Genomic DNA, 23,312 nt, shown 5'->3' with positions numbered 1-23,312 from the left:
CTCAGGCGCTCGACCGCGACAGGGCCGTGCGCATCGCGGCTCGAGCGCGCTTGCGGTCCCCCGCGGCGTCGTAGACCACCCCGAGCCGGTACCAGGCGCGCCAGTCCGCCGGGTCCTGCTCGACGGCGGCCTTGTACTGCGGGAAGAGCTCGTCAGCGGCCTCGCGCGTCGGACGCCCGGACGGACGCACGGGCACGACGTCCTCCGGTGCACCGCCCTCGGCCTCGAGCCGGGAGCCGAGCCGGGTGATCCGGATGCCGAAGCGGAACTCGAGCACGAGCAACAGCGCCCCGATCGCGGCGACGACGAACAGGGCGACGCCGATGCCGATCCCGATCGGGATGCCGGTGGCGATGAACGCCACGGCCCGCTGCCCGACGAGCACGATGTAGAGCGCCAACAGCAGGGTCATCAGCGCTGCTCCCCAGAACGGCGACCGGATCGCGCTACCGGCACGCGCTGCACGTCCCACCGGGTCAGCCGATGCCGAGGACGCTGCCGAGGCCCACGGTGAGCCCGCGGGCGGATCCGAGGGCGGACAACGCCGCCCGGATCCCGGCGACGTAGGCGACGTCGTCGTTGGTGTCGTGCCGGATCGTCAGGGTCTCGCCGGGACCGCTGAGCAGGACGTCCTGCACGGCCTTCACCCCGGGCAGCCGGAGCGAGTGGATCGGCACGCTCGCCACCTGCTGGCCGCGGGCGCGCTGGTCGACGTGCGGAGCCTCGACCGGGCCGACGTCGCGACGGGCCTCGGCGATGAGCTCGGCGGTGCGCACCGCGGTGCCGGACGGCGAGTCGATCTTGCCGGCGTGGTGCGTCTCGACGATCTCGACCGAGGGGAACCACGGCGCCGCGATGGTGGCCAGGTGAGTGCCGAGCACCGACCCGATCGAGAAGTTCGGCACCACGAGGACGCCCTGGTCGGGACGCTCCTGCAGGGCGGTACGGAGCTTCGCGAGACGGTCGGCGGACCACCCGGACGTGCCGACGAGGACGTTCGCCCCGCTCGACAGCGCGTTCTCGACGATCGCGGGGCTGAGCGCCGGCACCGTCACGTCCACGACGAGCGCGGCACCGCCGAACACCGACGGCGGTGCTTCGTGGGCACCGTCCTTCGACGACAGGCGGGCGACGAGCTCGAACTCCGGGAGTTCCTCGACGACGGAGGCCACGAGGCCCCCGAGACGACCGGTGGCGCCGACGACGGCGACGGGAGTGACCATGCGGTCCATCCTAGGATCGACGCATGTCAGTCGAGGTCAGGACCGTGCCGGCCGATCTGCCCGAGGTCGACGTCCTGCTCGACGCGTACCTCGACGAGCGCGAGGCGACGTTCCCCAGTGCGCAGGGCGCGTACTCGCGGAAGCGCACCCCGGCGGCGGAGTTCACGCCGCCGAACGGGGTCTTCGCGGTGGCGTACGACGGCGGGGTCGCGGTCGGCTGCGGCGGCCTTCGGCGGATCGCGGACGACCCCGACGCGACCACCACGGACGTCCGGTTCGAGGTCAAGCACGTCTTCGTCACCCCGGCGGGACGGGGCAAGGGCGTGGCAACGGCGCTGATGGACGCGCTCGAACGGGAAGGCGCCGCGCTGGGGGCGACGAGCATCGTGCTGGACACGAACGACTCGCTCGTCGCCGCGGGCGCGATGTACCGCAGCCGGGGCTACGAGCGCGTCGCGCCGTTCAACGACAACCCGAACGCGACCGCCTGGTTCCGCAAGCCGGCCTCCCGCTAGACGGGCTGGTCGACCGGCAGCCCGGTGCGGAGCTCCACCGGCAGGTGGGCCAGGTCGTTCAGGGCGACCACCTCGGCCGGCTTCGCGGAACGGATCCGGATGATCGTGAGCGCGGTGTGCGCGACGTTCGTGCCCATCCAGCGCCACTCGGGTGCCTGGAACGCCTCGCGCACGAACCAGCCGATCACGGCGTTGTGGGTGATGAGCAGGTCGTGCCGGTCCTCGCGCGCAGGGGTGAACCACTCGGAGACGGCGTCGCCCATCTGTGCCTGGCCGGCGATGATCTCCTCTTCCGTGACGCCGCCGTACCAGCCCTGGTAGGCGTGCGGCATGTCCGGGGTCGGGCCGGAGGGGACGCAGTCGAACAGCAGCGTCGACGGTTCGGGCTGGATCGACGGCAGTCGCTGCGCCAGGAACGCGGCGGTCTCGCTGGGGGCCTCCAACGGGGAGTGGTACACGCCGTCGAACGGCAGCCCGCCGAGACGGTCGGCGACGAGCATGGCCTGGCGCTTGCCGCGTTCCGACAGCTTGCCGTCGCGGAGGCCGTGCTCGGCGTCCTGGTGTTCGCCGTGCCGGACGAGGTACAGGTAGTGCGACATGTCCGTGCTCAGCTGCCCATCCCGATCGCTGCGGCGAGCTCGTCCTGCTGCACCGCCCCGACCACCGACGTGATCGTCGGGCGGGTCAGGAGGTCGCGGGCGAGTTCGAGCACGCCGTCGGTGGTGACCCGGTCGACACGCTCCAGTGCGGTCGACAGGTCGGTGTACTCCCCGGTGCCGAGCTCGGACCGGCCGAGGCGGGTCATCCGGGCGTCGGAGTCCTCGAGCGAGAGCGTCAGGGCGCCCTCGATCTGGCCCTTGGCGCGGCGGAGCTCGTCGTCGGTGATGCCGTCGTCCACCATGCGGCGGAACTCGGCGTCGATGATCTCGATGACCCCGGGGACGTTGTCGGGAGCACAGCCCGCGTAGACGCCGAAGGCGCCGTTGTCGAGGTAGGCGGGCGCGAAAGACGACACCGCGTAGGCGAGGCCGCGTCGCTCGCGGACCTCTTGGAAGAGCCGGGAGCTCATGCCCCCGCCGAGCACGGCGTTCAGGACGCTGAGGGACGGCCTGCGGTCGTCGCGCAGGTCGAGTCCCTGCGAGCCGCGCAGCATGCTGACCTGTTCCGTCGGACGGTGGACCACCGACAGCTTCGGCTCGATGGGGTCGGCGACGGTCTGTGGCGTCCGTCGTGCGAGCGGCTCGGCGGGCGGAGCGTCGTGGAACACCGCGGCGACCGCGTCGCAGAACCGGTCGTGGTCGACGGCACCGGCGGCGGTCACGACGATGCCGTTCGGTGCGTAGTGCTCGCGGTAGTGGGCCAGGACCTCGTCCCGCTGGACCGCGCGGATGCTGTCCGGGGTCCCGCCGATCGGACGACCGAGCGCATGTCCGCCGAAGGCCGCGGCGAAGAACGCTTCGCCCGCGACGTCGGCCGGGTCGTCGGCGGCCATCGCGAGTTCTTCGAGGATGACGCCGCGCTCGACGGCGAACGCCTCGGGGTCGAGCACCGAGCCGGTCACCATGTCACCGATGACCTGCACGGCCATCGGGACGTCGGCGTCCCGCACCCGTGCGTAGTAGCAGGTGTACTCCTTGGCTGTCGCGGCGTTGTGCTCGCCGCCGACCGAGTCGAACGCGATCGCGATGTCGAGCGCCGACCGGGTCTCGGTGCCCTTGAACAACAGGTGCTCGAGGAAGTGGGTCGATCCGAACTGGCCGTCGCGTTCGTCACGCGAACCGACGCCGACCCAGAACCCGATGCTCGTCGAAGCGGCCCCGGGCACGGCTTCGGTCAGCACGCGGACACCCGACGGCAGCACGGTGCGGCGGACGAAGGCCCCTCCGGACGTCAGGAAGGACGTGTCCGGGGCCCCGAGCGGCAGTGGCACTGGCTGGTTCATCGCAGACGAGCCTACTGATGCTCCGGAGCCCACCGCCCAGTTTCCACAGGCCCACGGACTGTCACTCGAAGAGGGGTACAGAAATTGCGGACAGACCGACTCGTCTGTCTGTCCTCCTTGTGGTACAGTCGTTCACGCCGGATCGAAAGCCCCCCTAAGTTCCGATCCGGCGGCTCGGGACATCAGTCCTCGCGGCCACGAGTTCCCCCACTCGTCCGCGGAGCCGATGAACCAAGGAGCCACGCTGTGACGGTCGATTCCCCCCAACCGGCCGTCCAGCGTCTCCCTGGTCCGAGCACGAACCTCGCGTCGCCGGACGGGTCGAGCGTCCCCCCGACTCCCCGCTCCGGCGGCGCGAAGGTCCGCATCCTCGAGACGGCCACGCGACTCTTCTACGAAGAGGGCATCCACAGCGTCGGCGTCGACCGCCTCATCTCCGAGGCGAGCGTCACGAAGGCGACGTTCTACAAGCACTACGGGTCGAAAGACAACCTGATCCTCGCCTACATCCGCACGCAGCACGAGCGGGTGCAGGAACGCCTGGAACAGCTCGTCACCGACGCCGGCTCCTCCGCCGCAGCGGTCCGCGCGTGGGTCGCTGCCCTGGCGGACGAGGTCAACGACCCCGATTTCCGCGGGTGCGCGTTCCTCAACGCCGCCGCCGAGTACCACGACCCCCGCGACCCCGTGCGCGAGGTGGTCGCCACCCACCGCGACTGGTACACCGACCGGCTCGCCACCCTGCTGCAGGAGTCCGGCCACCAGCTGCCGGGCGACGGTGCCGACGAGCTCATGCTCGCGCGCGACGGTGCGATGGCCGGCGCCTACGCCGGCGACGCCATCGCGGCGACGGCAGCGCTCGGTCGCGTCGTCGACCGCGTCCTCGCCGCCTGACGCCCGGCTGCCGTCGGGGCCCCGCTCGGCTGCGGCCCATCTGCCGCCCGCCTGCCGCGAAAGCGACAGTCTGCCGCGAACTGTTCGCGGCACACTGTCGCCCTCGCGGCACGGATCCGCCGACGTGACGGACATCCGTCGCTTTCGCGACCACGAGCGGACGGGAGGCACGGTGCCAGCTGGCACCGTGCCTCCCGTCCGCACTGTGGTCGCGCTCACCGCGACCGGTCGCGTCGCGCGGATCAGGCCGGTCCGGTGGCGCTCCCGGGGTTGCCGCTCGAGACGATGGAGCCGTTGACGCCGTCCGGGAAGAACCCGCCCTTGTCGATCTGGTTCGGGTTCAGGAACACCACGTTCAGGACACGCTCCGCGGTGCGGCCGTAGGCGAGCGAGTTCGAGTCCGTCGGCACGAGGTTCACCGCTCCCGACCGGGTCGTCACCCCCTGGTCGTCGTCGGTCGGACCGTCGAGCGAGTCACGGGCGTCGGAGATCTTGTTCGCCGGCACCTGCAGCCCCTTGTCCGAGAGCTTCGACCGGATGATCCCGGCGTGGTAGGCCTCGACGGCGAGGATGCCCGCCGCGGCACTGAGGTACGTCTTGCTGGTGATGAGCGGCGCGGCCCCCTTGTAGGCGGTGACCCCGACGTCCTCGAAGATGTACGCCCCGAGCAGGAAGTTCTCCTCGCTGGCGAACGGGTCGAAGGTGCCGGTCGGGCCGACCACACCCGCAGCGCGCGCCGCCGCGGTGAAGCTCGACACGAGGTCGATCTTCGGACGTGAGACCTTCGCACCGCCGAGGGCGGATCGGAGGAACGCAACGTGCGCGCGCTCGTCGTTCGCGATCTCGGTGGCGATGCCGCGGATGGCCGCGGTCTTGAACGGCACCTTCTTGCCACCGATCACCGGCCCCTGCGGGTCGATGCCGGTGATCATGCTGTCGGCGAGGCCCGCGCCGAACACAGCACGCAGGTAGAACTCGGCCTCGAGGTACTCGAGGTTCAGGGCGAAGTTGAGGATGGCGGCGTCGGAGACGGCACCGTCCTCTTCCGGGGTGGCGGCGGCGCGGTCGGTGGTGAGCACCGACGAGCCGAGCGCGGCGATGCCGGCTGAGGCGCCGGCGACGCCGGCGGCTGCGAAGAACCGTCGTCGGTCGAGCGCGTTCTCGGCGCTGCGATCGATGGCGTGGTGGATGAAACGCTTGTCGAACATCGTTGTCCTCATGTCGTGCTGGCAGCACGGGACCCCACCGACGCTGCAGGGAAACGGGTCGGTCGAGCCGCGATCGGCGGGATGGTCGATCGTGCGGCGAAGATACCCCCGAACAGGGGGCGCTTCCAGCGTTCCCGGTCATTCGGCGGAGTTCGGACAGGGTCACCGCACCGGGCGGCCGCGTCGGGCGGCCGCGTCGGGCGGCCGCCGAGGCTGTGGGTGTTGGCTGGGCGCATGGCCAACGACCCCAACTGGAACCTCCCCGAGGTCCCCTCGTTCACCCTGACCAGCCCCGACTTCACCGACGGCGGCGCCCTGCCGACTTCGGCGCGCGGCACCGACGCGGGTGGCGAGGACCGCTCCCCCGCACTCGAGTGGTCCGGCGCTCCCGAGGGCACGAAGAGCTTCGTGCTCACCGTGTACGACCCCGACGCCCCGACCGGTTCGGGCTTCTGGCACTGGAGCCTGACGGACATCCCGGGCTCGGCGACCTCGCTGCCCGCCGGCGCCGGCACCGACGACGCCCTGCTGCCGGCCGAGGCCCTGCGCCGTCGCAACGAGTTCGGCACCGACACGTTCCTCGGCGCCGCTCCGCCCGCGGGCCACGGCGTGCACCGCTACTTCTTCACGCTGAGCGCCCTCGACGTGCCGCTGCTCGAGGCGCCGGCCGACGCCACCCCCGCGGTCGTCGGGTTCGTGCTGCGCGAGCACCTGCTCGGTCGCGCGCAGCTCGTCGGCACGCAGGAGACCCCCGCCGCGTAGGACGACCCCGCAACGACGAACGGCCGCCGCCCCGGAAGGGACGACGGCCGTTCGTGTGCCAGGGGTGGATCAGACGGTGGCGTCCGTCGACTCCTCGCGGGCACCGCTGGAGTCGGTGTCCGACTCCTCGGCGACGACCGGCGCGAGCGACAGCTTGCCGCGGTCGTCCACCTTGGTGACCTCGACCAGGACCTTCTGGCCGACGCCCAGGACGTCCTCGACGTTCTCCACACGCTTGCCACCGGCGAGCTTGCGCACCTCGGAGACGTGGAGCAGACCGTCACGGCCCGGGAGCAGCGACACGAAGGCGCCGAACGTGGCGATCTTCACGACGGTGCCGAGGAACTGGTCCCCGATCTCCGGGTTGGTCGGGTTCGCGATCGCGTTGACCGACGCACGAGCGGCCTCGGCCGACGGTCCGTCGACGGCACCGATGTAGACGGTGCCGTTGTCCTCGATCGAGATGTCGGCACCGGTCTCGTCCTGGATGCCGTTGATCGTCTTGCCCTTCGGGCCGATCAGCTCGCCGATCTTGTCGACGGGGATCTGCACCGAGATGACGCGAGGAGCGGTGTCCGCCATCTCGTCGGGGGCGTCGATCGCCTCGTTCAGCACACCGAGGATGGCCGAGCGGGCCTCCTTGGCCTGCTTCAGCGCCGCGTCGAGCACCGTCGACGGGATGCCGTCGAGCTTGGTGTCGAGCTGGATCGCGGTGACGAACTCCGAGGTACCGGCGACCTTGAAGTCCATGTCGCCGAGGGCGTCCTCGGCACCGAGGATGTCGGTCAGCGCCGCGTAGCGGGTCTGACCGTCGACGGTGTCGGACACCAGACCCATCGCGATGCCGGCGACCGGGGCCTTGAGGGGCACACCGGCGTTGAGCAGCGAGAGGGTCGAGGCGCAGACGGAACCCATCGAGGTCGAGCCGTTGGAGCTGAGCGCCTCGGAGACCTGACGGATGGCGTACGGGAACTCTTCACGCGTCGGCAGCACCGGCACGAGGGCGCGCTCGGCGAGGAAGCCGTGCCCGATCTCGCGACGCTTCGGCGAACCCACACGGCCGGTCTCACCGGTCGAGTAGGGCGGGAAGTTGTAGTGGTGCAGGTAGCGCTTCTTCGTGACGGGCGACAGCGAGTCGATCTGCTGCTCCATCTTGAGCATGTTCAGCGTGGTGACGCCGAGGATCTGCGTCTCGCCGCGCTGGAAGATCGCCGAGCCGTGGACGCGCGGGATCACGGCGACCTCGGCGTCGAGCGGACGGATGTCGGCGAGGCCTCGGCCGTCCATGCGGACCTGCTCGGTCAGGATGCGGCCGCGCACGACCTTCTTCGTGACCGACTTGTACGCGGCGCTGACCTGCGAGTTGGCGACGTCGGGAAGTTCGCCCGCCGACACCTTCGACGCGATGGCCTCCTTGACGCGCGACTTGAGTGCGTCGTCGGCGTCCTGGCGCTCGGTCTTGGCGGCGATCTTGTAGACGTCACCGAGCTCGGAGAGCGCGATGGCCTCGACGGCCGAGTAGACCTCGGGCGCGTACGGCGGGAAGACCGGGTAGTCCTGGATCTCCTTGGCGGACTGCGCGGCGAGCTTCGCCTGGGCGTCGACGAGGGACTTGAGGAACGGCTTGGCCGCCTCGAGACCCTGCGCGACGACGGCCTCGTCGGGCTTGGTGGCGCCGCCCTGGATGAGCTCCCAGCTGTGCTCGGTGGCCTCGGCCTCGACCATCATGATGGCGACGTCCTCGTTGCCCGCCTCGTCGGTGACGACACGGCCGGCGACCGTGAGGTCGAAGACGGCGTCGGCGAGCTGCGATGCCTTCGGGAACGCGACCCACTGTTCGCCGATCAGCGCGAGGCGCACACCGGCGATCGGGCCGGAGAACGGCAGACCGGAGATCTGCGTCGACGCGGACGCGGCGTTGATGGCCAGCGCGTCGTAGAACTCGTCCGGAGCGATGCTCAGGACGGTGATGACGATCTGGACCTCGTTGCGCAGGCCGTCGACGAACGACGGGCGCAGCGGCCGGTCGATGAGTCGGCAGACCAGGATGGCCTCGGTCGACGGGCGGCCTTCGCGGCGGAAGAACGAACCGGGGATCTTGCCGGCGGCGTAGGAGCGCTCCTCGACGTCGACGGTCAGCGGGAAGAAGTCGAATCCTTCACGCGGGTGCTTGCCGGCGCTGGTGGCCGAGAGGAGCATCGTTTCCTCGTCGAGGTACGCGGCGACCGCGCCCTGCGCCTGCTGTGCGAGCCGACCGGTCTCGAACCGGACGGTGCGCTTGCCGTACTTGCCGTTGTCGATGACGGCTTCGGCGAACTTGATCTCGGGACCCTCCAAAAGGGTGCCTCCTTGATGTGTGTTCGGCAGGCCGTGGCGACGGCACTCGATGGTGCGTGCGCGCCGATCGTTCCGGACGCATGTCTGGCCAGCAGTAGAAGCACTCGGGAAACCGTTCCGGCCCGCGAGCCACCACCGATGACCAGCTCCGTGCCCGGCCTGCGCAGTGTTGTGTCGAACATCCGGGGAAACGGTCCTCGGACACGATGGACTTTACCAGTCCACAGGGAATCGGCGGCGCGGCTCGCTGACGGCCGGGCGAGCCTCGGTAACCTGCTGCCATGCGTCTCACCCCCTCGCGGGGCGTGCTCGTCGCGGCCGCCGTGGTCGTCGGCGCGCTCGTCGCCCCGGTCCTCACCGCTGTCCCGGCGTCCGCGACGGAGTACCCGACCTGGCAGGACGTGCAGCAGGCCAAGGGGAACGAGACCGCCAAGCGCGCCGAGGTCACCACGGTGCAGGCCGCGCTGCAGTCGGCGCAGGACGAGGCGGCAGTGAAGTCGCAGGCCGCGCTGACGGCCTCGTCGAAGGCGGACGCGGCCGAGGCGGAGCTGGCGGAGGCCACCCAGGCCGCCACGAGCCTCCAGGCCCAGGCGCACCGCGCGTCCGAGACGGCCGAGCGCGCGCAGACACGCGCCGGCCAGCTGGCGGCGAACCTGTACCGCGACGGCAGCACGAACCAGATGACCACCCGGATCGCGACCGCGGGGAACCCCGACCAGCTGCTCTACCAGCTGGGCGCGCTCGACCAGCTGTCGTCCACGTGGTCCGGCGTGATGGACGAGGCGTCCGTCGCGGCCGGCACGGCATCGTCACTGCACGAACAGGCCGAACGCGCCGAGACCGAACGCGCGACGCGTGCGCAGGCCGCAGAGGAACGGTCCGCGGCGGCGAAGTCCGCCGAGGCCGTGGCGAACGCCGCGGTCGAGTCGACCGAGCAGCACAGCGACGAGCTGTACGCGCAGCTCGCGTCGCTCCGGGACACCACCGCGAAGCAGGCCGCCGGGTACGAGCTCGGGCAGAAGGTCGCGGCGCAGAAGGCCGAACAGCAGCGCAAGCGTGCGGCGGCCGCCGCGGCACAGGCGGCGGCAGCAGCCTCGGCGAGCGCCGACACCGGTAGCGGCGGGAGCACCAGCGCCGGTGGCGGCGGGGGCACGAGCTACCCGAGCACCGGCGGTGTCGTGGTGGACCCCGCGGCCGCACAGGCGTACGCGCGGAGCGCCCTGAGCTCGTACGGATGGGGCGACGACCAGTTCTCCTGCCTGGTGTCGCTGTGGACGCAGGAGTCCGGCTGGCGGGCGAACGCGCTGAACGCCTCGAGCGGCGCCTACGGCATCCCGCAGTCCCTGCCCGCTGACAAGATGTCGGCGGCCGGGGCGGACTGGCGGACGAACGCGAACACGCAGGTCAACTGGGGACTCGCCTACATCAAGAGCGCCTACGGGTCGCCGTGCGGTGCGTGGGGCCACGAGATGAGCGTCAACCCGCACTGGTACTGAGCACCACTGCTCGCCGCGTCCCTGCTCACTCCCCCACCAGCCGCAACGCCTGCAGCGGGCACATCGCCACCGCGTCCGCAGCGGCGGCGCGTTCGTCCGGCCGCACCGGCACGTCGCGGGTGCCGCCGCCGTCCCGTTCGATCGGGTAGCCCCACTCGTCGCGCGCCAGCCGCTCGGCGAACAGTTCGGTGCACAGGCCGCGTCCCCGGCAGCGGGTCCAGTCGACGTGCAGCACGACGGGACCGGCTGCGGTTGCACCGCCCGGTGCGCCGCTCACCGTCGTCCCCCGACCAGGCACGCGCCCCGCAGGTGCGCCTGGACGTCGTCGTGGAACACGTCGAGGGCGCTCCGCACCATCCGCGCGACGCCGTCCGGGTGGTGGCAGGCCCCGCGCCCGTCGACCAGGGCAGCGACCCGCCGGACCTCGCCGGCCAGGTCGCCCGCCCGACGCCCGGAGGCCAGGTCGGCGACCACGTCGGCGATCCGCGGCAACCCGTTCACGCACGGCCCGCAGCGGCCGGCGGACGCCCCGGCGAGCGCCGCGGCGAGGCCTGCGGTGACCCCGACCGGGCAGGTCCGGTCGTCGAGCACGGCCAGCACACCCGCCCCGGGCGCCGCACCCCACGGTGCGAGTCCGTCGACGTCGAGGCGCGCGTCGAGCGCTGCGGCCGGCAGCCAGGTGCCGCCCCACCCGCCGACCAGGACGGCTCGCGTCCGTCGCGGGTCGGCCGCCGATAGCCGGGAGGCCCCCAGCAGCTGTCCGAGCGGCACACCCCCGGCAGTCTCCAGCACCACGGCCCCGCCAGGGTCGGTCACGTCGCTGACCGTCACGAGACGGGTGCCGGGAGCGCTCGCGCTGCCGACGCTCCGCGCCCACGCCGCCCCGTACCGTGCGACGAGTGCCGCCTGGGCCAGGGTCTCGACGTTCGACACGAGGGTCGCGCGACCGCTCGGGCCACGGTCGGCGAGCCGCACGACGCGGTCCTCCGGCAGTCCTCGTCCTCCGGCGACGGCCGAGGCGAGTGCCGTGGCCTGCCCGGCGACGAAGGTGGTGTGGAGCAGTGCCCGGACCTCGATGGCGACCGGGTCGGTGCCGGTGCCGCGCCGGCCGTCGGTGCGTTCGGCGAGTGCCTGCCGGACCCGGTCGGCGAGCCGCGCACTCGTGGCGACCACGGCCTCGGTCGCACCGATCGCGAGCGCCGCGACGACGATGCCGTCGAGCACCAGGTGCGGTGCGCGTTCGAGCAGGACGGCGTCCTTGCGGCTGGCGGGTTCCCCCTCGGCGCCGTTGGCGATGACGATGGGGGCACCGCGGCTGCCGCGCCGGGTCCGGCCCGCCACGGCGTCGAGCTTGCGGGCGAGCGGGAACCCGGCTCCGCCGCGGCCGTCGACCCCGGCGAGACCGATCTCGTTGATGATCCCGGGTCCCACGTGCGGCAGCGGCCCGTGCGTGCGGAGGTGGGCGTCGAGCCCTGGGCCGGGGGCGGCGAGGAGTCGCTGCGTGCCGGTCGGTGGTGGCACGGTGAGCGGGTGGGCCAGGGTCATCGGAGGGCCTCCTTCGGGGTCGGACGGAACGCGGTGACGCCGGCCGTGCAGCGCCAGGCCACGGCGCCGAGGACGGCGGCGGCGCAGACCCCGGCGACCACCAGGAACCAGGCGGACGTGCCGTCGGTCCCGGTGCCGATCGCGTGCGCCATCGCGATCGGCCACATGGCGTAGGCAGCCCAGTGCACGGCGCGGAACACCCGCGGACCGATCACCCGGCGGAGCATCCCCGTGACGACGAGCACCACGAGCAGGTCCACCGCCAGGGTGCCGAGCCCGAGCCAGAACCAGCGGTACGCGCCGATGAACGGCACGACGGCGTCCAGCAGGCGCAGTTCGGCCTCGGTGTCGAGCAGCAGCGTCACCACGTGCACGGCCACGAACACGGTGGACGCGAGGGCGACGTCCCGGTGCACGAGCTGCACGCCGAACCGCGGCAGGCCGGGGAACGGTCGGCCGCCGCGGGTCACGATGCCGAGCAGGACCGTCAGGGTCAGGAGCACGACGGCGGCGACGCCCGTGCCGCGGCCGATCACCCAGAGCGCGGTGTCCATCAGGCGGCGTCCGCCCCGTCGAAGGTGTCAGTGACGGCACCGTCGGCAGCCTGGTCCTCCGGCCAGCCGCCGAGCCGCAGCACCGAGCCGTCGGCCGCGACGAGCCGGGCCGCACGACCGCTCTGCCGGAGCCACTCCACGGCGCCGTGCCCCCGGACGACCGCGGCGGTGGTCATCGTGTTGGCGGTGGTGCACGAGGGGGCGACGACCGTCACCGACCGCCACACCGGGTCGGCGGGCAGGCCCCACCGGGGATCGAGGATGTGGTGCCGCGCGGTCCCGTCCTGCTCCCAGCGGCGCTTCTGCGTACTCGAGGTCGCGACGGACCACCCGGAGGCGATGCGGACGTGGTCGACGGGGTCGTCCGCCAAGTCCTGCACGCGCACCTGCCAGCCGCCGGAGGGGTCCGGGCCAGCCGTGGCGACGTCCCCGCCGAGCGAGACGAGGGCACCGACGCCGAGCCGCGCGGTGATGCTCGCGGCCGCCATGTCCGCGGCGGCGGCCTTCGCCGTGGCACCGAGGTCGAGCGTGACGCCCTCGGGGACCCGCAGGAACGTACCGGACAGCAGGATCCGCTGCCACGCCGGGCGGTCGTCGAGCGATCGGGCCACGGCGTCGGGTGACGGGACCGGTAGCGCGTCGGCGAACGCGGCGTCGTACCCGAGGGACACCATCCGTCGGCCGAGCGTCGGGTCGACGTCCCCGTCGGACAGCCGGGCGGCGTCGACGGCCTGGTGCACGAGCGTCGCCAGCAACGGCGAGACCTCGGTGCCGCGCACCAGGTCCTCGGCGCGGGACAGGAGCTCGGAGTCGCCGCGGAACCGGCTGCACGCGGCGTCGACGGCGGCCGTGACCTCGCGGACGCAGGACTCGGCGGCAGCGAGGTGGCGGCGGTCGCGGTGGTCGAGGACGACCCGGGCGGTGGTGGTCCAGAGGTCCCACTCAGCGGCGGCGCGCACGGTCACGATCCCGTCGTCGTCGTGTCGGACGACCCACCGGTGGTGCCCTGCGAGACGCCGGTGTCACTGCTGCTCGTGCCGCTGTCGGTCGACGTGTCGTTCGACGAGTCGGTTGACGTGTCGTTCGACGACGAGGAGGACGAGGACCCGGAGTCGGTGGTGGCGTCGCCCGACGTCCCGGTACCCGAACCGGAGTCCGTCGTGGTGCTCGTGCTCGTGGACGTGTCGGTCGTCGTCGTGCTGGCCTGCTCGTGCCCGAACCACAGCCCGGCACCCGTGACCGTCGCGACCGCGAGTCCGCCCAGGCTCACGAGCGCACTCGTGACCCGCGCGGATCGCTTGCCGTTGCCTCTGGTGTCCATCGGTCCTCCTCGTCGTCATGACGAGGTTCCCGAGCCCACCGATGAGCGAGCCGCCAGCCGGCCGCACTCCGACCCCACGAACCCTGTGGTCCGCCTAAGAGCGCGCCACGGGTCAGCGGTCCGGGTCAGTGACCGAGGCCGCCGAGCAGGCTCGCGAAGTCCACGGTCGCGGGGAGCGCGTCGGCTTCCTGCGGGGCCCGCCGGGAGGCCCGGATCGCCCAGGCCAGGTCCGCTCCGGCCCGGCGGATGCGTCCGTCCAGGGCCGCGGCGTCGCCGTCGCTCCCCCAGTCGTCGGTCGCGGCGAACACGCCGGTCGGCACCACCGCTGCACGGAGGTACGCGAAGACCGGACGCAGGGCGTGGTCGATGGCGAGCGAGTGCCGCGAGGTCCCGCCCGTGGCGCCGAGCAGGACGGGCAGGTCGGCGAGCGCGTCCTTGTCGAGGACGTCGAGGAACGACTTCGCGAGGCCGCTGACGCCGGCCGTGAAGATCGGCGTCACGAAGACGACGGCGTCGGCCTCGACCACTGCGGCCGTGGCGGCGGACAGCGCGGGCGCCGCGAAGCCGGTGAGCATCGCGTCGGTGATCTCGTGCGCGAGCGGCCGGAGCTCGACGTGCAGGACGTGCGCGGGCGTGCCCTCGGCGACGAGTGCGGCGACGGCGGCCTCGCCCAGGCGGTCGGCGAGCAGGCGGGTGGAGCTGGGCTCGGAGAGTCCGGCGGAGACGACGGCGATGGTGGTCATGGTGGTTCCCGACTTTCGATGCGTTTGCATGAACATCGTACCGAACCGCACGCAGCGCGCAACCATTCCCGGGAACGGAGAACGCCCCGGTCCTCGCGAGGAGGACCGGGGCGTTCAGTCAAGCCGTGAGGCGTCGACTAGCGGCGCAGTCCGAGGCGCTCGATGAGCGCACGGTAGCGGGCGATGTCGACGTCGGAGAGGTAACCGAGGAGACGGCGACGCTGACCGACCATGAGCAGCAGACCACGACGCGAGTGGTGGTCGTGCTTGTGCTCCTTGAGGTGCTCGTTCAGGTCGTTGATACGACGCGTCAGAACGGCGACCTGGACCTCGGGGGAACCGGTGTCGCCCGGGTGGGTCGCGTACTCTTCGATGATCTCCTGCTTGACCTTCGCGTCAAGTGCCATGCGTAGATCCCCTTTCAGTCCGTTGCGCGGTGCCCGTGCCTGATGCACGAGCGCTCTTTGTCCGCGGCCGTTCGACGGCAACCGCGCAAGACTACCAGAGTCCTAGGCGGTCCTGGCGCGCAGGCGACGACGCCGGGGCGCCGGCAGCAGACTGCGGACGAGTCCGACGAGCGTCGCGCCGAGCAGTCCGCCGAGGCCGTTCGACAGCACGTCGCGGGGGTCGGCGACCCGGTAGGGCAGGTAGGTGGCCTGCGCGAACTCGATGCCGGTCGACAGGGCGACCGCGACCAGGGCCCCGAGGATCCACCAGCGCCGCGGCAGCCAGAGTGCGGCGAGCATGCCGACCGGCACGAACATCGCGATGTTGGCCAGGAACTCGGTGCGCTCGTACGTGAACCAGGTGCCGTGCGGCAGCTGCTGCACCCAGGCGATCGCGTGCAGCACGAACGAGTTCTGTGCCGAGGTGAAGACCTGCGGGGTCAGCGTCATCCGCCAGATCACCCAGGCGTACGCCGCGGTCACGGCGAGGAGGAGGAGTCGACGGAACATCCCGGTATTCTGCAACACCGTCCTGCGGGGTCGCTGGAGCGCTCCTGGCAGAAGCCGTCGGCCGACCTGAACGAACACCCCGGTGTCCTGGTCAGGACTCCCCCGCACCTGTCAGCATGGGTGCGAACAAGGAGGACCGCCGGATGCCGGAGCACCAGGGGAAGCGTGCGTCCGCGCGACGTCAGTGGCTGTGGATCGCGGCCGCGGTCGTCGGTGTCGCGGCGGTCGTGACGACGCTCGTGGTCGTCGTGCCGCACGGCGGCGGCCCGGATGCCGACCCGACGGCGAGCGGACGGGACGTCGTGACGCGGAAGACCGTGGAGCAGGCGTTCCCCGGCGGCCTCGCGCACCAGCCGTCGGACGTGAACCAGCCGGGCATCCGCGAGCGCCAGGCCCGCGCCGCCGGACACGACGACACCGCGGCGCAGATCGCCCGCATCGCCGACCAGCCGATCGCGACCTGGCTCACGAACACCTCGCGGTCCGAGACGCGCGCGACGATCCGCACCGTCGTCCGGAACGCCGAGCAGCAGCAGGCCACCCCGGTGTTCGTGCTGTACACCGTGCCGGACCGCGACTGCGGCAGCTACTCGAAGGGCGGCACCACCGACGACGCGTACCTGCCGTGGGTCCGCTCCGCCGTCCGCGCGATGGCCGGCTCGAAGGCCGTCGTGCTCGTCGAACCGGACGCGATCGCGCAGATCCAGAACTGCGAGCGCCTCCGCGACTCCCGACTCCCGCTGCTCCGCAAGGCCGTGGACGCGCTGACCGGGCACGGACTGACGGTGTACCTCGACGGCGGCAACGAGAACCGTGTCCCGACCGCGACGATGGCCGACTGGCTGCGGCAGGCGGGCGTCGACGAGGTGCAGGGCTTCTTCACGAACGTGTCGAACTTCTACCGCGTCGACCAGGAACGCGCCTACGCCGACGAACTCGCCGACGCGATCGGTGGGGATCCGCACTTCGTCATCGACGTCTCCCGGAACGGTCAGGGCTGGCGCGGGACGTGGTGCAACCCCGAGGGCGCCGGTCTCGGCCAGGCGCCGCACGTCACCGGCGGATCGAGCCGGCTCGACGCCCTGCTCTGGGTCAAGACCCCTGGGCTCAGCGACGGCACGTGCAACGGTGGACCGGCCGCCGGGCAGTGGTGGGAGTCCTACGCGCTCGGCCTGGTCGAGAACCGCAAGCGCGACTGAGCCGGTGCCGGGGTGTCGGTGCCCGGTGGTTGCATGAGCGCATGACCCCGACCGACAGCCGGCGCTCCGTCGTCCCGCCCTACCTGCTCCACGCCGTGGCCCAGGCGGCCGAGTTCCCCCGGGCGGCGTCTGCCGCGCGCACCGCACTGGCGTCGCTCGAGCTCGTGCAGAGCCCGAAGCACCAGCACCTGGTCGCCCCGCGCCGTGTCAGCGGCACGGTCGACCGGTCTCCCCAGCGCACGATCGCCGACGCCCGCGGCACGACGACCCTGCCCGGCACGGTGGTCCGGAGCGAGGGCGCCCCCGTCACCGGCGACGCGGCCGTCGACGAGGCGTACGCGGGCCTCGGTGCGACCCACGCCTTCTGGCTCGACGTCTTCGGCCGGGTGTCGATCGACGGTGCCGGACTCCCCCTCGACGCCACGGTCCACTTCGGGCAGGACTACGACAACGCCTACTGGGACGGCAGCCGGATGGTGTTCGGCGACGGCGACGACGAGGTCTTCCGGCGCTTCACCATCGCGCTCGACGTCATCGGGCACGAACTGGCGCACGGCGTCACGCAGTACACCGCCGACCTGACCTACCAGGGGCAGTCCGGGGCGCTCAACGAGTCGATCAGCGACGTGTTCGGCTCACTCGTCGCCCAGTACGCGGCCGGGCAGACCGCCGAGCAGGCGAGCTGGCTCATCGGCCAGGGGCTCTTCACCGATGCCGTGCACGGCGATGCCCTGCGCTCGATGCGGGCCCCGGGTACCGCCTACGACGACCCGGTGCTCGGCAAGGACCCGCAGCCCGCGACGATGGCCGACTTCGTCGTGACGACCGACGACGCCGGTGGGGTGCACACGAACTCCGGCATCCCGAACCACGCGTTCTTCCTGGCGGCGACCGCGATCGGCGGGTACGCCTGGCAGGGCGCCGGTGCCGTGTGGTGGGACGCCCTGACCTCGGACGCCGTCACCGCCTCGATCGACTTCGCTGGCTTCGCCGCCGTGACGATCGACGCCGCTGGGTCCCGGTTCGGCGCCGGTTCCGCGGAGCACACCGCGGTGCAGGACGCCTGGCGGACGGTGGGCGTCCTCGTCTGAGACGATCGAGCGCCACGCACCGGCGTACGGTCGGGAGCATGCGCATCGAGGTCCGTCGTTCCGGGGGCTTCGCCGGTACCACGCGGCACTGGCGGGTCGACACCGACACGAGCGCCGACCCCGCGGCGTGGTCCGAGGTCGTCGACGCGCTCCCCCGGACCCCGGCGACGGCCGGGCCGCCGGTCCCCGACGACTTCACGTGGACGATCACCGTCGAGCGCACGACCGTGACGATCCCTGGACGCCGACTCGACGGCGCGTGGGCCGACCTCGTCGCGCGCGTCCGCTCTGCAGGCGACCAGCCCTGAGACGGCAGGCCCGTGCCGGAGCCGCCACGGGCCTCCCGTCCGCCCCGCGCCGGCCGGACCGCCGCGGATCGTGAGCAGGAGTGGTCGCCTCCGCGCGGCGAACCCGACCATTTCTGCTCACGAAGTGGCCGCGCGATGCGCGAACGCGACCCCTCAGTCGACGTCGATGACCGTCAGGCGCCGCGTCGGACGCGTCATCGCGACGTAGACCGCGGCCGCCGGGCGCGCAGCGTCGGCACCGACCCGGTCGGGGTCGACGAGCAGCACGCCGTCGAACTCGAGGCCCTTGGCGTCCGCCCCGGTGAGCACCGTGAGCGACCCGGCGTGCGGCGAGGCCAGCCCGCGCACGTCGGCCTCGGTGCGCGTGAGCCGCTGCCGGACGGCGTCGACCTCGGACTCCGGGACGATCACGCCGATGGTGCCGGCACCGATCCGCGACCGCTCGGCGTCGGCGACCGACACGACGGTGTCGAGCAGGTCGGCGCGGGCGACGCGGACGCGCTCGACGGGGTCGCCGTCGCGCACGGCCTCGTTGCGGGTGACGGTCAGGCCGGCACCGTCGGCGAACACGCCTGCGGCCTCGACGATCGACCGCGGGGTGCGGTAGTTCACGGTGAGCTGCTCGATGCGGTGGTCGAGCGGCACGAGCGGTGCCCGGCCACGGCGTCGGCGGGAGAGCGCGCCGAGCACGTCGTCCCAGGTGCGCGCGGCCCCGGGCGAGGAGCCCTGCGCCATGTCGCCGACGATCGTGAAGGAGCGCAGCGGGTTGCGGCGGGCGAGCACGCGCCACTGCATCGGCGAGAGCTCCTGCGCCTCGTCGACCACGATGTGCCCGTAGGTCCACTCGCGGTCGTCGGCGGCGCGCTCCGCGGTCGAGCGGGGGTCGCCACCCTCGGCGAACGAGCCGGCGACCTGTTCGGCGGTGACGATGCCCTCGACGCCCATGTTCTCGATCGCCTGCCGCGCGTTCTCGATGTCGCGGTTCCGGCTGGCCTTCGCCGCGCGCTTGGCGGCGCCGCCGGTCGGGTCGAACGGGCCGAGCAGTTCGGCGGCCTCGTCGAGCAGGGGGACGTCCTCGACCGTCCAGGCACCACCGCGTGCACGCTGCAGCAGGGCACGGCGCTCCGGGGTCCAGTCCGGGGTCAGCGAGGCGAGCCAGTTCGGACGGGCGTACAGGTCCTCGAGGAACTTCTCCGGGGGCAGCGGTAGCCAGGCGGTGTTGAGCAGTACCCGGGCGTCGTACGAGCTCCGGATGTCCTCGCGCAGGACCTTCTCGTCGGCCTCGTCCACCGTCGTCCCACGCTCGCGCAGCTGTTCGGCGAGCAGCCGGGTCATCGCGTCGAGCGCGAGCTTGTTGAACGTCACCCGCGCGGCGTTGTGGGGCTTGCCGCGGTCCTGTGCGCGCTTCATCGCGTCGGCAACGAGCTGCGGCGGCACCACGAGCCGCTCGCCCTCGACGTCGAGCGTCACCGACTCGGTCGGCACCACCTGGCGGGAGCGCACGGCGCGGCGCAGGAGCGCAGCCGTCTGCGCGGAGCCCTTCACGGCGGCGACGTCGCGGGAGTCGTGCGTCGTCGCGTGCACACCCGGGTAGAGCGAACCGAGCGACGCCATCACGACGCCGGTCTCACCGAGCGACGGCAGGACCTGTTCGATGTAGGTCAGGAACGCCGGCGACGGGCCGACCATCAGGACGCCGGAACCCCGCAGCCGCTCGCGGTACGAGTACAGCAGGTACGCGGCACGGTGCAGCGCCACGGCGGTCTTGCCGGTGCCGGGGCCGCCCTGCACGATCAGGACACCCTCGAGCGGGGAACGGATGATCCGGTCCTGCTCGCCCTGGATGGTGGCGACGATGTCGGTCATCCGGCCGGTGCGCTCGGCGGTCACCGCGGCCAGCAGCGCCCCCTCGCCCTGCAGGTGGGTGCGCTCGTCGTCGTAGAGCGAGGCGTCGAACACCTCGTCCTCGACGCCGACGACCCGACGGCCCTCGAGCGACAGGTGGCGACGCGAGCGCATCCCCATCGGGTGCGCCGCGGTGGCCTGGTAGAACGCGCTGGCACCGGGCACCCGCCAGTCGAGCAGCAGCGGGCGGTGGTCGGCGTCACGCAGCCCCACCCGGCCGATGTAGCGGAAGGCGTCCTCGGAGCTGTCGGGCTCGGAGACCTCGAGCCGGCCGAAGACCAGACGGTCCCCCACGCGCTCGAGCGTCGCCACGGTGTCTTCGTAGAGTCGGGCGTACGCGTCGCGCTCGCTGCGGCTCTGGTGGTTCCCGCCGACCGCCTGACGACGGGTCTCGGCGAGACGTTGCTCGGCCTCGGCGGTCAGCTCGTCGAGACGGCGGAAGAGGCCGTCCACGTAGCCGCGCTCGCGGTCGATCTCGGTCGGTTCGGACACACGCAACCCTTCGGGAAGAGGGGAATCCAGTGTACTGCCCGCTGGAGGCCCGCAGTTCCCGAAGGGTCGTCGGTCACATCTCTTCGTGCGTGTCCGGGTCTGCGTCCCACAGCCGGCCGCGCTCGAGGCCGGAGATGGCCTGCACCTCGGCGTCGGTCAGCTCGAAGCCGAACACGTCGAGGTTCTCGCGCTGCCGGGTGGCGTCGGCCGACTTCGGCACCGGCACGGCACCGAGCTGGACGTGCCACCGCAGGACGACCTGTCCGGGGGTCACACCGTGGGCCGCTGCAGCGTCGGTGATCGGCTGCTCGGTGAGGAGCTCCGACCGGACGGCGAGCGGGCTCCAGCTCTCGGTCACGATGCCGAGCTCCTGGTGCACCTTCCGCAGTTCTGCCTGCGGGAAGTACGGGTGCAGCTCGACCTGGTTCACGGCCGGGGCGACACCGGTCGCGTCGATGATGCGACGCAGGTGCTCCGGGGTGAAGTTCGAGACACCGATCGAGCGGACCTTGCCGCTGTCGCGCAGGTCGACGAACGCCTTCCACGTGTCGACGAACCTGTCCACCGACGGGTTCGGCCAGTGGATCAGGTACAGGTCGACGTGGTCGAGCCCGAGGTTGCCCAGGGTCTCGTCGATCGAGCGGTGCGCCTCGTCGTAGCCGTGGTGGCGGCCGGGGAGCTTCGACGTGACGACGAGGTCCTCACGCGCGACGTCGGACTCGCGGACGGCACGGCCGACGGCGTCTTCGTTGCCGTAGTTCAGTGCGGTGTCGAGCAGCCGGTAGCCGCCCGCGATGGCGGTGCCGACCGCGGCCGCACCCTCGTCGCCGTTCAGGCCGTAGGTGCCGAGGCCGAGCTCCGGGAACCGGTGGCCGTCGTTCAGCTCGATGGTCGGTGCACCGACCTGCATCAGCGCACCCCGAGCAGGTCGATCACGAAGATCAGGGTCTTGCCGGACAGGAAGTGGCCACCACCGGCGGGTCCGTAGGCGAGCTCCGGCGGGACGACGAGCTTGCGGCGACCGCCGACCTTCATGCCGGGGATGCCCTCCTGCCAGCCGCGCACGAGCGCTGCGAGCGGGAAGTCGATGGGCTCACCGCGGTTCCACGAGCTGTCGAACTCCTCGCCGGTCTCGTACTCGACGCCGGCGTAGTGCACCTTGACGGTCGAGCCGGCGGACGCTTCCTCGCCGGAGCCCTCGACGATGTCGGTGATGACGAGATCGGTGGGGGCCGGGCCCTCGGGCGCGTCGAACTCGGGCTTGCTGTTGAGGTCAGTCATGCGATCCAGTCAACCAGAGCGCGGCAACGGCAGACGCAACGGCCACCCAGGCCGCAGAATGGTTCCACCGTGACACGACCCACTCCCGCACCGCCGCGCCGCCGCCTGCTCGCCGACCTCACCCCGCTCCGCCGATCCCCCGCCTTCGCCCGGCTCTGGGCGGGCACCGCCATCGCCGGCATCGGCACGCAGATGACCACGGTGGCGGTCGGGCTCGAGGTGTACGAGATCACGCACTCCACCTTCGCCGTGGCGCTCGTGGGGGTCATCGCCCTGCTGCCGATGGTGGTCGCCGGCCTGTACGGCGGCATGCTCGCCGACGCCTTCGACCGGCGCACCGTCGCGCTCGTGTCGTCGATCATCGCCTGGGTCGCGGTCGCCCTCATCGCCACGCACTCGTGGCTCGGACTGCACAGCGTCGCACTGCTCTACGTCCTGGCGACCGTGAACGCCGTCGCGGCGACCGTGAGCAACGCCTCGCGCTCGGCGATCGTCCCGCGACTCGTCGGCACCGACCTGCTGCCCGCGGCGAGCGCCCTGGGCGGGATCGCCTCCGGGTTCCAGGTCACCGTCGGACCGGCCGTCGCCGGTGTCCTGATCGCGAGCGTCGGGTTCGCGCCGACCTACACGATCGACGTCGTCCTGTTCACCTTCGCGTTCCTCGGGGTGTTCACGCTGCCGCGGATGGCGGCCGACCACGGTGCTCTCCGTCCGGGGCTGAGCTCCCTGGTCGAGGGCGCGCGGTTCCTGCGGAGGTCGCGCAACATCACCATGACGTTCGTGCTCGACATCGTCGCGATGACGTTCGGCCAGCCCCGCGTCCTGTTCCCCGCGATCGGGGCACTCGTCATCGGCGGCGGATCGATCACCGTGGGCACCCTCACGGCCGCCTACGCGATCGGCGCACTGCTGTCGAGCGTCTTCTCCGGACCGCTCGGGCACGTGCGCCGCCAGGGCGAGGCGGTCGGTTGGGCCATCACCGCGTACGGCGCAGCGATCGCGGCGTTCGGCGTCGTCATCGCGCTCGCGCACGTGCTCGGCGGACGCTCGGGCGAGTCGTTCTCGGTCGGGATCCTGCCCGCGCTCGGCCTCGCGGCCCTGTTCCTGGCGGCGGCCGGCGGTGCGGACAACGTCAGCTCGGTGTTCCGGAACACGATCCTGCAGGCGGCATCGCCGGACGGCATGCGCGGCCGGCTGCAGGGCATCTTCATCGTGGTCGTCACAGGAGGTCCACGGCTCGGTGACCTCTACGCGGGCCTGGTCGTCGCGGCCGGCATCGCGTACCCGCCGATCATCGGCGGCGTGCTCATCGTGGCGCTCGTCGCGCTGCTCCTCCGCCTCGTGCCTTCCTTCCGCCGCTACGACGCCCTGCACCCCCACGCCAACTGAACGGCGAGCGGCCGCAGGCCCTCCCGCGAAAGCGACAGATCTGCGCGAACCTTCCGCGGGTGGATTCAAGTGGTCGGTGCAACACCGCCTGTCAGTGACGCCGAGAGTAGCTCGTCGAGAGCTTCTCTCGGCGTCATGGCGTCGAGGCGTT

General features: G+C 72.1%; 25 protein-coding genes. 8 read left to right on the top strand and 17 right to left on the bottom strand.

All coding sequences use genetic code 11. The features are described 5' to 3' along the window. Position 1: 1 nt before the first annotated feature. Together EDF47_RS18070 and EDF47_RS18065 are read right to left on the bottom strand one after the other, a co-directional pair. Positions 2-412 carry a tetratricopeptide repeat protein gene (locus EDF47_RS18070; RefSeq protein ID WP_123938809.1) on the bottom strand — a complete coding sequence of 137 codons (411 nt, stop codon included), beginning with the start codon at positions 410-412 and terminating at the stop codon, positions 2-4. A 64-nt stretch (positions 413-476) separates the two neighbouring features. Then, positions 477-1,223, bottom strand: a complete 747-nt coding sequence (locus EDF47_RS18065; protein ID WP_228505012.1) for a dihydrodipicolinate reductase C-terminal domain-containing protein — start codon at positions 1,221-1,223, stop codon at positions 477-479. Positions 1,224-1,246: 23 nt separating this feature from the next. Between EDF47_RS18065 and EDF47_RS18060 the strand changes: the two genes are divergently transcribed. Continuing rightward, positions 1,247-1,738 (top strand): GNAT family N-acetyltransferase, encoded by a 492-nt coding sequence (locus EDF47_RS18060; RefSeq protein WP_133939008.1) that lies wholly within the window; start codon positions 1,247-1,249, stop codon positions 1,736-1,738. On the opposite strand, the gene EDF47_RS18055 is transcribed toward EDF47_RS18060, so the two are convergent. Then, a complete protein-coding gene (locus EDF47_RS18055; protein WP_111084585.1) occupies positions 1,735-2,337 on the bottom strand; it encodes a histidine phosphatase family protein in 603 nt (200 codons plus the stop codon). The two genes, EDF47_RS18060 and EDF47_RS18055, sit on opposite strands and share 4 nt — an antisense overlap. A gap of 8 nt (positions 2,338-2,345) precedes the next feature. Then, complete coding sequence (locus tag EDF47_RS18050) at positions 2,346-3,680, bottom strand: pitrilysin family protein (protein ID WP_123938811.1); 1,335 nt, start codon at positions 3,678-3,680, stop codon at positions 2,346-2,348. A gap of 246 nt (positions 3,681-3,926) precedes the next feature. Here EDF47_RS18050 and EDF47_RS18045 point away from each other — a divergent pair, with 246 nt between their 5' ends. Further along, on the top strand, positions 3,927-4,574 hold the full coding sequence (locus EDF47_RS18045; protein ID WP_123341038.1) for a TetR/AcrR family transcriptional regulator: 648 nt from the start codon (positions 3,927-3,929) through the stop codon (positions 4,572-4,574). A gap of 242 nt (positions 4,575-4,816) precedes the next feature. On the opposite strand, the gene EDF47_RS18040 is transcribed toward EDF47_RS18045, so the two are convergent. Next, positions 4,817-5,782, bottom strand: coding sequence for a ferritin-like domain-containing protein (locus EDF47_RS18040; RefSeq protein ID WP_132099694.1), 966 nt, complete (start codon positions 5,780-5,782; stop codon positions 4,817-4,819). 234 nt (positions 5,783-6,016) lie between these two features. On the opposite strand from EDF47_RS18040, the gene EDF47_RS18035 reads away from it, so the two are divergent. After that, positions 6,017-6,544 carry a YbhB/YbcL family Raf kinase inhibitor-like protein gene (locus tag EDF47_RS18035; RefSeq protein ID WP_111084582.1) on the top strand — a complete coding sequence of 176 codons (528 nt, stop codon included), beginning with the start codon at positions 6,017-6,019 and terminating at the stop codon, positions 6,542-6,544. A 69-nt stretch (positions 6,545-6,613) separates the two neighbouring features. Here EDF47_RS18035 and EDF47_RS18030 read toward each other — a convergent pair whose 3' ends face one another. Continuing rightward, a complete protein-coding gene (locus EDF47_RS18030) occupies positions 6,614-8,881 on the bottom strand; it encodes a polyribonucleotide nucleotidyltransferase (protein WP_123938813.1) in 2,268 nt (755 codons plus the stop codon). Positions 8,882-9,162: 281 nt separating this feature from the next. Here EDF47_RS18030 and EDF47_RS18025 point away from each other — a divergent pair, with 281 nt between their 5' ends. Next, on the top strand, positions 9,163-10,377 hold the full coding sequence (locus tag EDF47_RS18025; RefSeq protein WP_133939010.1) for a lytic transglycosylase domain-containing protein: 1,215 nt from the start codon (positions 9,163-9,165) through the stop codon (positions 10,375-10,377). 25 nt (positions 10,378-10,402) lie between these two features. On the opposite strand, the gene EDF47_RS18020 is transcribed toward EDF47_RS18025, so the two are convergent. The 8 genes from EDF47_RS18020 to EDF47_RS17985 all read right to left on the bottom strand — a co-directional run bounded on the left by EDF47_RS18020 (position 10,403) and on the right by EDF47_RS17985 (position 15,496). Beyond that, positions 10,403-10,612, bottom strand: coding sequence for a ferredoxin (locus tag EDF47_RS18020; RefSeq protein WP_133939012.1), 210 nt, complete (start codon positions 10,610-10,612; stop codon positions 10,403-10,405). A gap of 38 nt (positions 10,613-10,650) precedes the next feature. After that, positions 10,651-11,922: an NADH-ubiquinone oxidoreductase-F iron-sulfur binding region domain-containing protein gene (locus EDF47_RS18015; RefSeq protein WP_133939014.1), complete on the bottom strand. Its 1,272-nt coding sequence runs from the start codon at positions 11,920-11,922 to the stop codon at positions 10,651-10,653. After that, the gene (locus EDF47_RS18010; RefSeq protein ID WP_133939016.1) at positions 11,919-12,476 is read right to left on the bottom strand and encodes a ferric reductase-like transmembrane domain-containing protein; all 558 of its coding nucleotides are present in this window, start codon (positions 12,474-12,476) and stop codon (positions 11,919-11,921) included. Before EDF47_RS18010 ends, EDF47_RS18015 begins: the two co-directional genes overlap by 4 nt. Further along, positions 12,476-13,441: an FAD:protein FMN transferase gene (locus EDF47_RS18005; protein WP_208321006.1), complete on the bottom strand. Its 966-nt coding sequence runs from the start codon at positions 13,439-13,441 to the stop codon at positions 12,476-12,478. The genes EDF47_RS18010 and EDF47_RS18005 overlap by 1 nt, the downstream gene beginning before the upstream one ends. Next, positions 13,438-13,797, bottom strand: a complete 360-nt coding sequence (locus EDF47_RS18000) for a hypothetical protein (RefSeq protein ID WP_133939020.1) — start codon at positions 13,795-13,797, stop codon at positions 13,438-13,440. Before EDF47_RS18000 ends, EDF47_RS18005 begins: the two co-directional genes overlap by 4 nt. Before the next feature lie 125 nt (positions 13,798-13,922). Beyond that, positions 13,923-14,540 (bottom strand): CE1759 family FMN reductase, encoded by a 618-nt coding sequence (locus EDF47_RS17995; protein WP_123673424.1) that lies wholly within the window; start codon positions 14,538-14,540, stop codon positions 13,923-13,925. Between the two features lie 137 nt (positions 14,541-14,677). Further along, positions 14,678-14,947, bottom strand: coding sequence for a 30S ribosomal protein S15 (gene rpsO / locus EDF47_RS17990; RefSeq protein WP_070416523.1), 270 nt, complete (start codon positions 14,945-14,947; stop codon positions 14,678-14,680). Between the two features lie 102 nt (positions 14,948-15,049). Then, complete coding sequence (locus EDF47_RS17985; protein ID WP_123293926.1) at positions 15,050-15,496, bottom strand: VanZ family protein; 447 nt, start codon at positions 15,494-15,496, stop codon at positions 15,050-15,052. Positions 15,497-15,612: 116 nt separating this feature from the next. Between EDF47_RS17985 and EDF47_RS17980 the strand changes: the two genes are divergently transcribed. From EDF47_RS17980 to EDF47_RS17970, 3 genes are read left to right on the top strand one after another with little or no spacing between them, the layout of a single operon-like run. Further along, positions 15,613-16,695 (top strand): glycoside hydrolase family 6 protein, encoded by a 1,083-nt coding sequence (locus tag EDF47_RS17980; RefSeq protein ID WP_132099688.1) that lies wholly within the window; start codon positions 15,613-15,615, stop codon positions 16,693-16,695. A 41-nt stretch (positions 16,696-16,736) separates the two neighbouring features. Continuing rightward, the gene (locus EDF47_RS17975; RefSeq protein ID WP_132099687.1) at positions 16,737-17,786 is read left to right on the top strand and encodes a M4 family metallopeptidase; all 1,050 of its coding nucleotides are present in this window, start codon (positions 16,737-16,739) and stop codon (positions 17,784-17,786) included. A gap of 38 nt (positions 17,787-17,824) precedes the next feature. Continuing rightward, on the top strand, positions 17,825-18,094 hold the full coding sequence (locus EDF47_RS17970) for a protealysin inhibitor emfourin (RefSeq protein ID WP_132099686.1): 270 nt from the start codon (positions 17,825-17,827) through the stop codon (positions 18,092-18,094). A gap of 153 nt (positions 18,095-18,247) precedes the next feature. Here EDF47_RS17970 and EDF47_RS17965 read toward each other — a convergent pair whose 3' ends face one another. The 3 genes from EDF47_RS17965 to EDF47_RS17955 form a co-directional block, all read right to left on the bottom strand. Then, the gene (locus tag EDF47_RS17965) at positions 18,248-20,491 is read right to left on the bottom strand and encodes an AAA family ATPase (protein ID WP_243692389.1); all 2,244 of its coding nucleotides are present in this window, start codon (positions 20,489-20,491) and stop codon (positions 18,248-18,250) included. A gap of 73 nt (positions 20,492-20,564) precedes the next feature. Further along, complete coding sequence (locus EDF47_RS17960; protein WP_132099684.1) at positions 20,565-21,401, bottom strand: aldo/keto reductase; 837 nt, start codon at positions 21,399-21,401, stop codon at positions 20,565-20,567. Then, a complete protein-coding gene (locus tag EDF47_RS17955; protein ID WP_123293932.1) occupies positions 21,401-21,772 on the bottom strand; it encodes an FKBP-type peptidyl-prolyl cis-trans isomerase in 372 nt (123 codons plus the stop codon). The genes EDF47_RS17960 and EDF47_RS17955 overlap by 1 nt, the downstream gene beginning before the upstream one ends. Positions 21,773-21,841: 69 nt before the next feature. Here EDF47_RS17955 and EDF47_RS17950 point away from each other — a divergent pair, with 69 nt between their 5' ends. After that, positions 21,842-23,161 carry an MFS transporter gene (locus EDF47_RS17950; protein ID WP_132099683.1) on the top strand — a complete coding sequence of 440 codons (1,320 nt, stop codon included), beginning with the start codon at positions 21,842-21,844 and terminating at the stop codon, positions 23,159-23,161. Positions 23,162-23,312 lie beyond the last annotated feature (151 nt).

The organism is Curtobacterium sp. PhB190 (assembly GCF_004365385.1).
Classification (GTDB): domain Bacteria; phylum Actinomycetota; class Actinomycetes; order Actinomycetales; family Microbacteriaceae; genus Curtobacterium.
The sequence above is the reverse complement of the archived record's forward strand: the minus strand, read 5'-3'. Positions and strand labels throughout refer to the sequence as shown.

Excerpts from the sequence above, each read along its gene's own strand:
- EDF47_RS18015 (WP_133939014.1), bottom strand. The coding sequence starts at position 11,922 with ATGACCCTGGCCCACCCGCTCACCGTGCCACCACCGACCGGCACGCAG.
- EDF47_RS17955 (WP_123293932.1), bottom strand. The coding sequence starts at position 21,772 with ATGACTGACCTCAACAGCAAGCCCGAGTTCGACGCGCCCGAGGGCCCG.
- EDF47_RS17960 (WP_132099684.1), bottom strand. The coding sequence starts at position 21,401 with ATGCAGGTCGGTGCACCGACCATCGAGCTGAACGACGGCCACCGGTTC.
- EDF47_RS17995 (WP_123673424.1), bottom strand. The coding sequence starts at position 14,540 with ATGACCACCATCGCCGTCGTCTCCGCCGGACTCTCCGAGCCCAGCTCC.
- EDF47_RS18055 (WP_111084585.1), bottom strand. The coding sequence starts at position 2,337 with ATGTCGCACTACCTGTACCTCGTCCGGCACGGCGAACACCAGGACGCC.
- EDF47_RS18025 (WP_133939010.1), top strand. The coding sequence starts at position 9,163 with ATGCGTCTCACCCCCTCGCGGGGCGTGCTCGTCGCGGCCGCCGTGGTC.
- EDF47_RS18000 (WP_133939020.1), bottom strand. The coding sequence starts at position 13,797 with ATGGACACCAGAGGCAACGGCAAGCGATCCGCGCGGGTCACGAGTGCG.
- EDF47_RS18050 (WP_123938811.1), bottom strand. The coding sequence starts at position 3,680 with ATGAACCAGCCAGTGCCACTGCCGCTCGGGGCCCCGGACACGTCCTTC.
- EDF47_RS17985 (WP_123293926.1), bottom strand. The coding sequence starts at position 15,496 with ATGTTCCGTCGACTCCTCCTCCTCGCCGTGACCGCGGCGTACGCCTGG.
- EDF47_RS18010 (WP_133939016.1), bottom strand. The coding sequence starts at position 12,476 with ATGGACACCGCGCTCTGGGTGATCGGCCGCGGCACGGGCGTCGCCGCC.
- EDF47_RS17975 (WP_132099687.1), top strand. The coding sequence starts at position 16,737 with ATGACCCCGACCGACAGCCGGCGCTCCGTCGTCCCGCCCTACCTGCTC.
- EDF47_RS18035 (WP_111084582.1), top strand. The coding sequence starts at position 6,017 with ATGGCCAACGACCCCAACTGGAACCTCCCCGAGGTCCCCTCGTTCACC.
- EDF47_RS18070 (WP_123938809.1), bottom strand. The coding sequence starts at position 412 with ATGACCCTGCTGTTGGCGCTCTACATCGTGCTCGTCGGGCAGCGGGCC.
- EDF47_RS18040 (WP_132099694.1), bottom strand. The coding sequence starts at position 5,782 with ATGTTCGACAAGCGTTTCATCCACCACGCCATCGATCGCAGCGCCGAG.
- EDF47_RS17980 (WP_132099688.1), top strand. The coding sequence starts at position 15,613 with ATGGGTGCGAACAAGGAGGACCGCCGGATGCCGGAGCACCAGGGGAAG.
- rpsO (WP_070416523.1), bottom strand. The coding sequence starts at position 14,947 with ATGGCACTTGACGCGAAGGTCAAGCAGGAGATCATCGAAGAGTACGCG.
- EDF47_RS18060 (WP_133939008.1), top strand. The coding sequence starts at position 1,247 with ATGTCAGTCGAGGTCAGGACCGTGCCGGCCGATCTGCCCGAGGTCGAC.
- EDF47_RS18065 (WP_228505012.1), bottom strand. The coding sequence starts at position 1,223 with ATGGTCACTCCCGTCGCCGTCGTCGGCGCCACCGGTCGTCTCGGGGGC.
- EDF47_RS17970 (WP_132099686.1), top strand. The coding sequence starts at position 17,825 with ATGCGCATCGAGGTCCGTCGTTCCGGGGGCTTCGCCGGTACCACGCGG.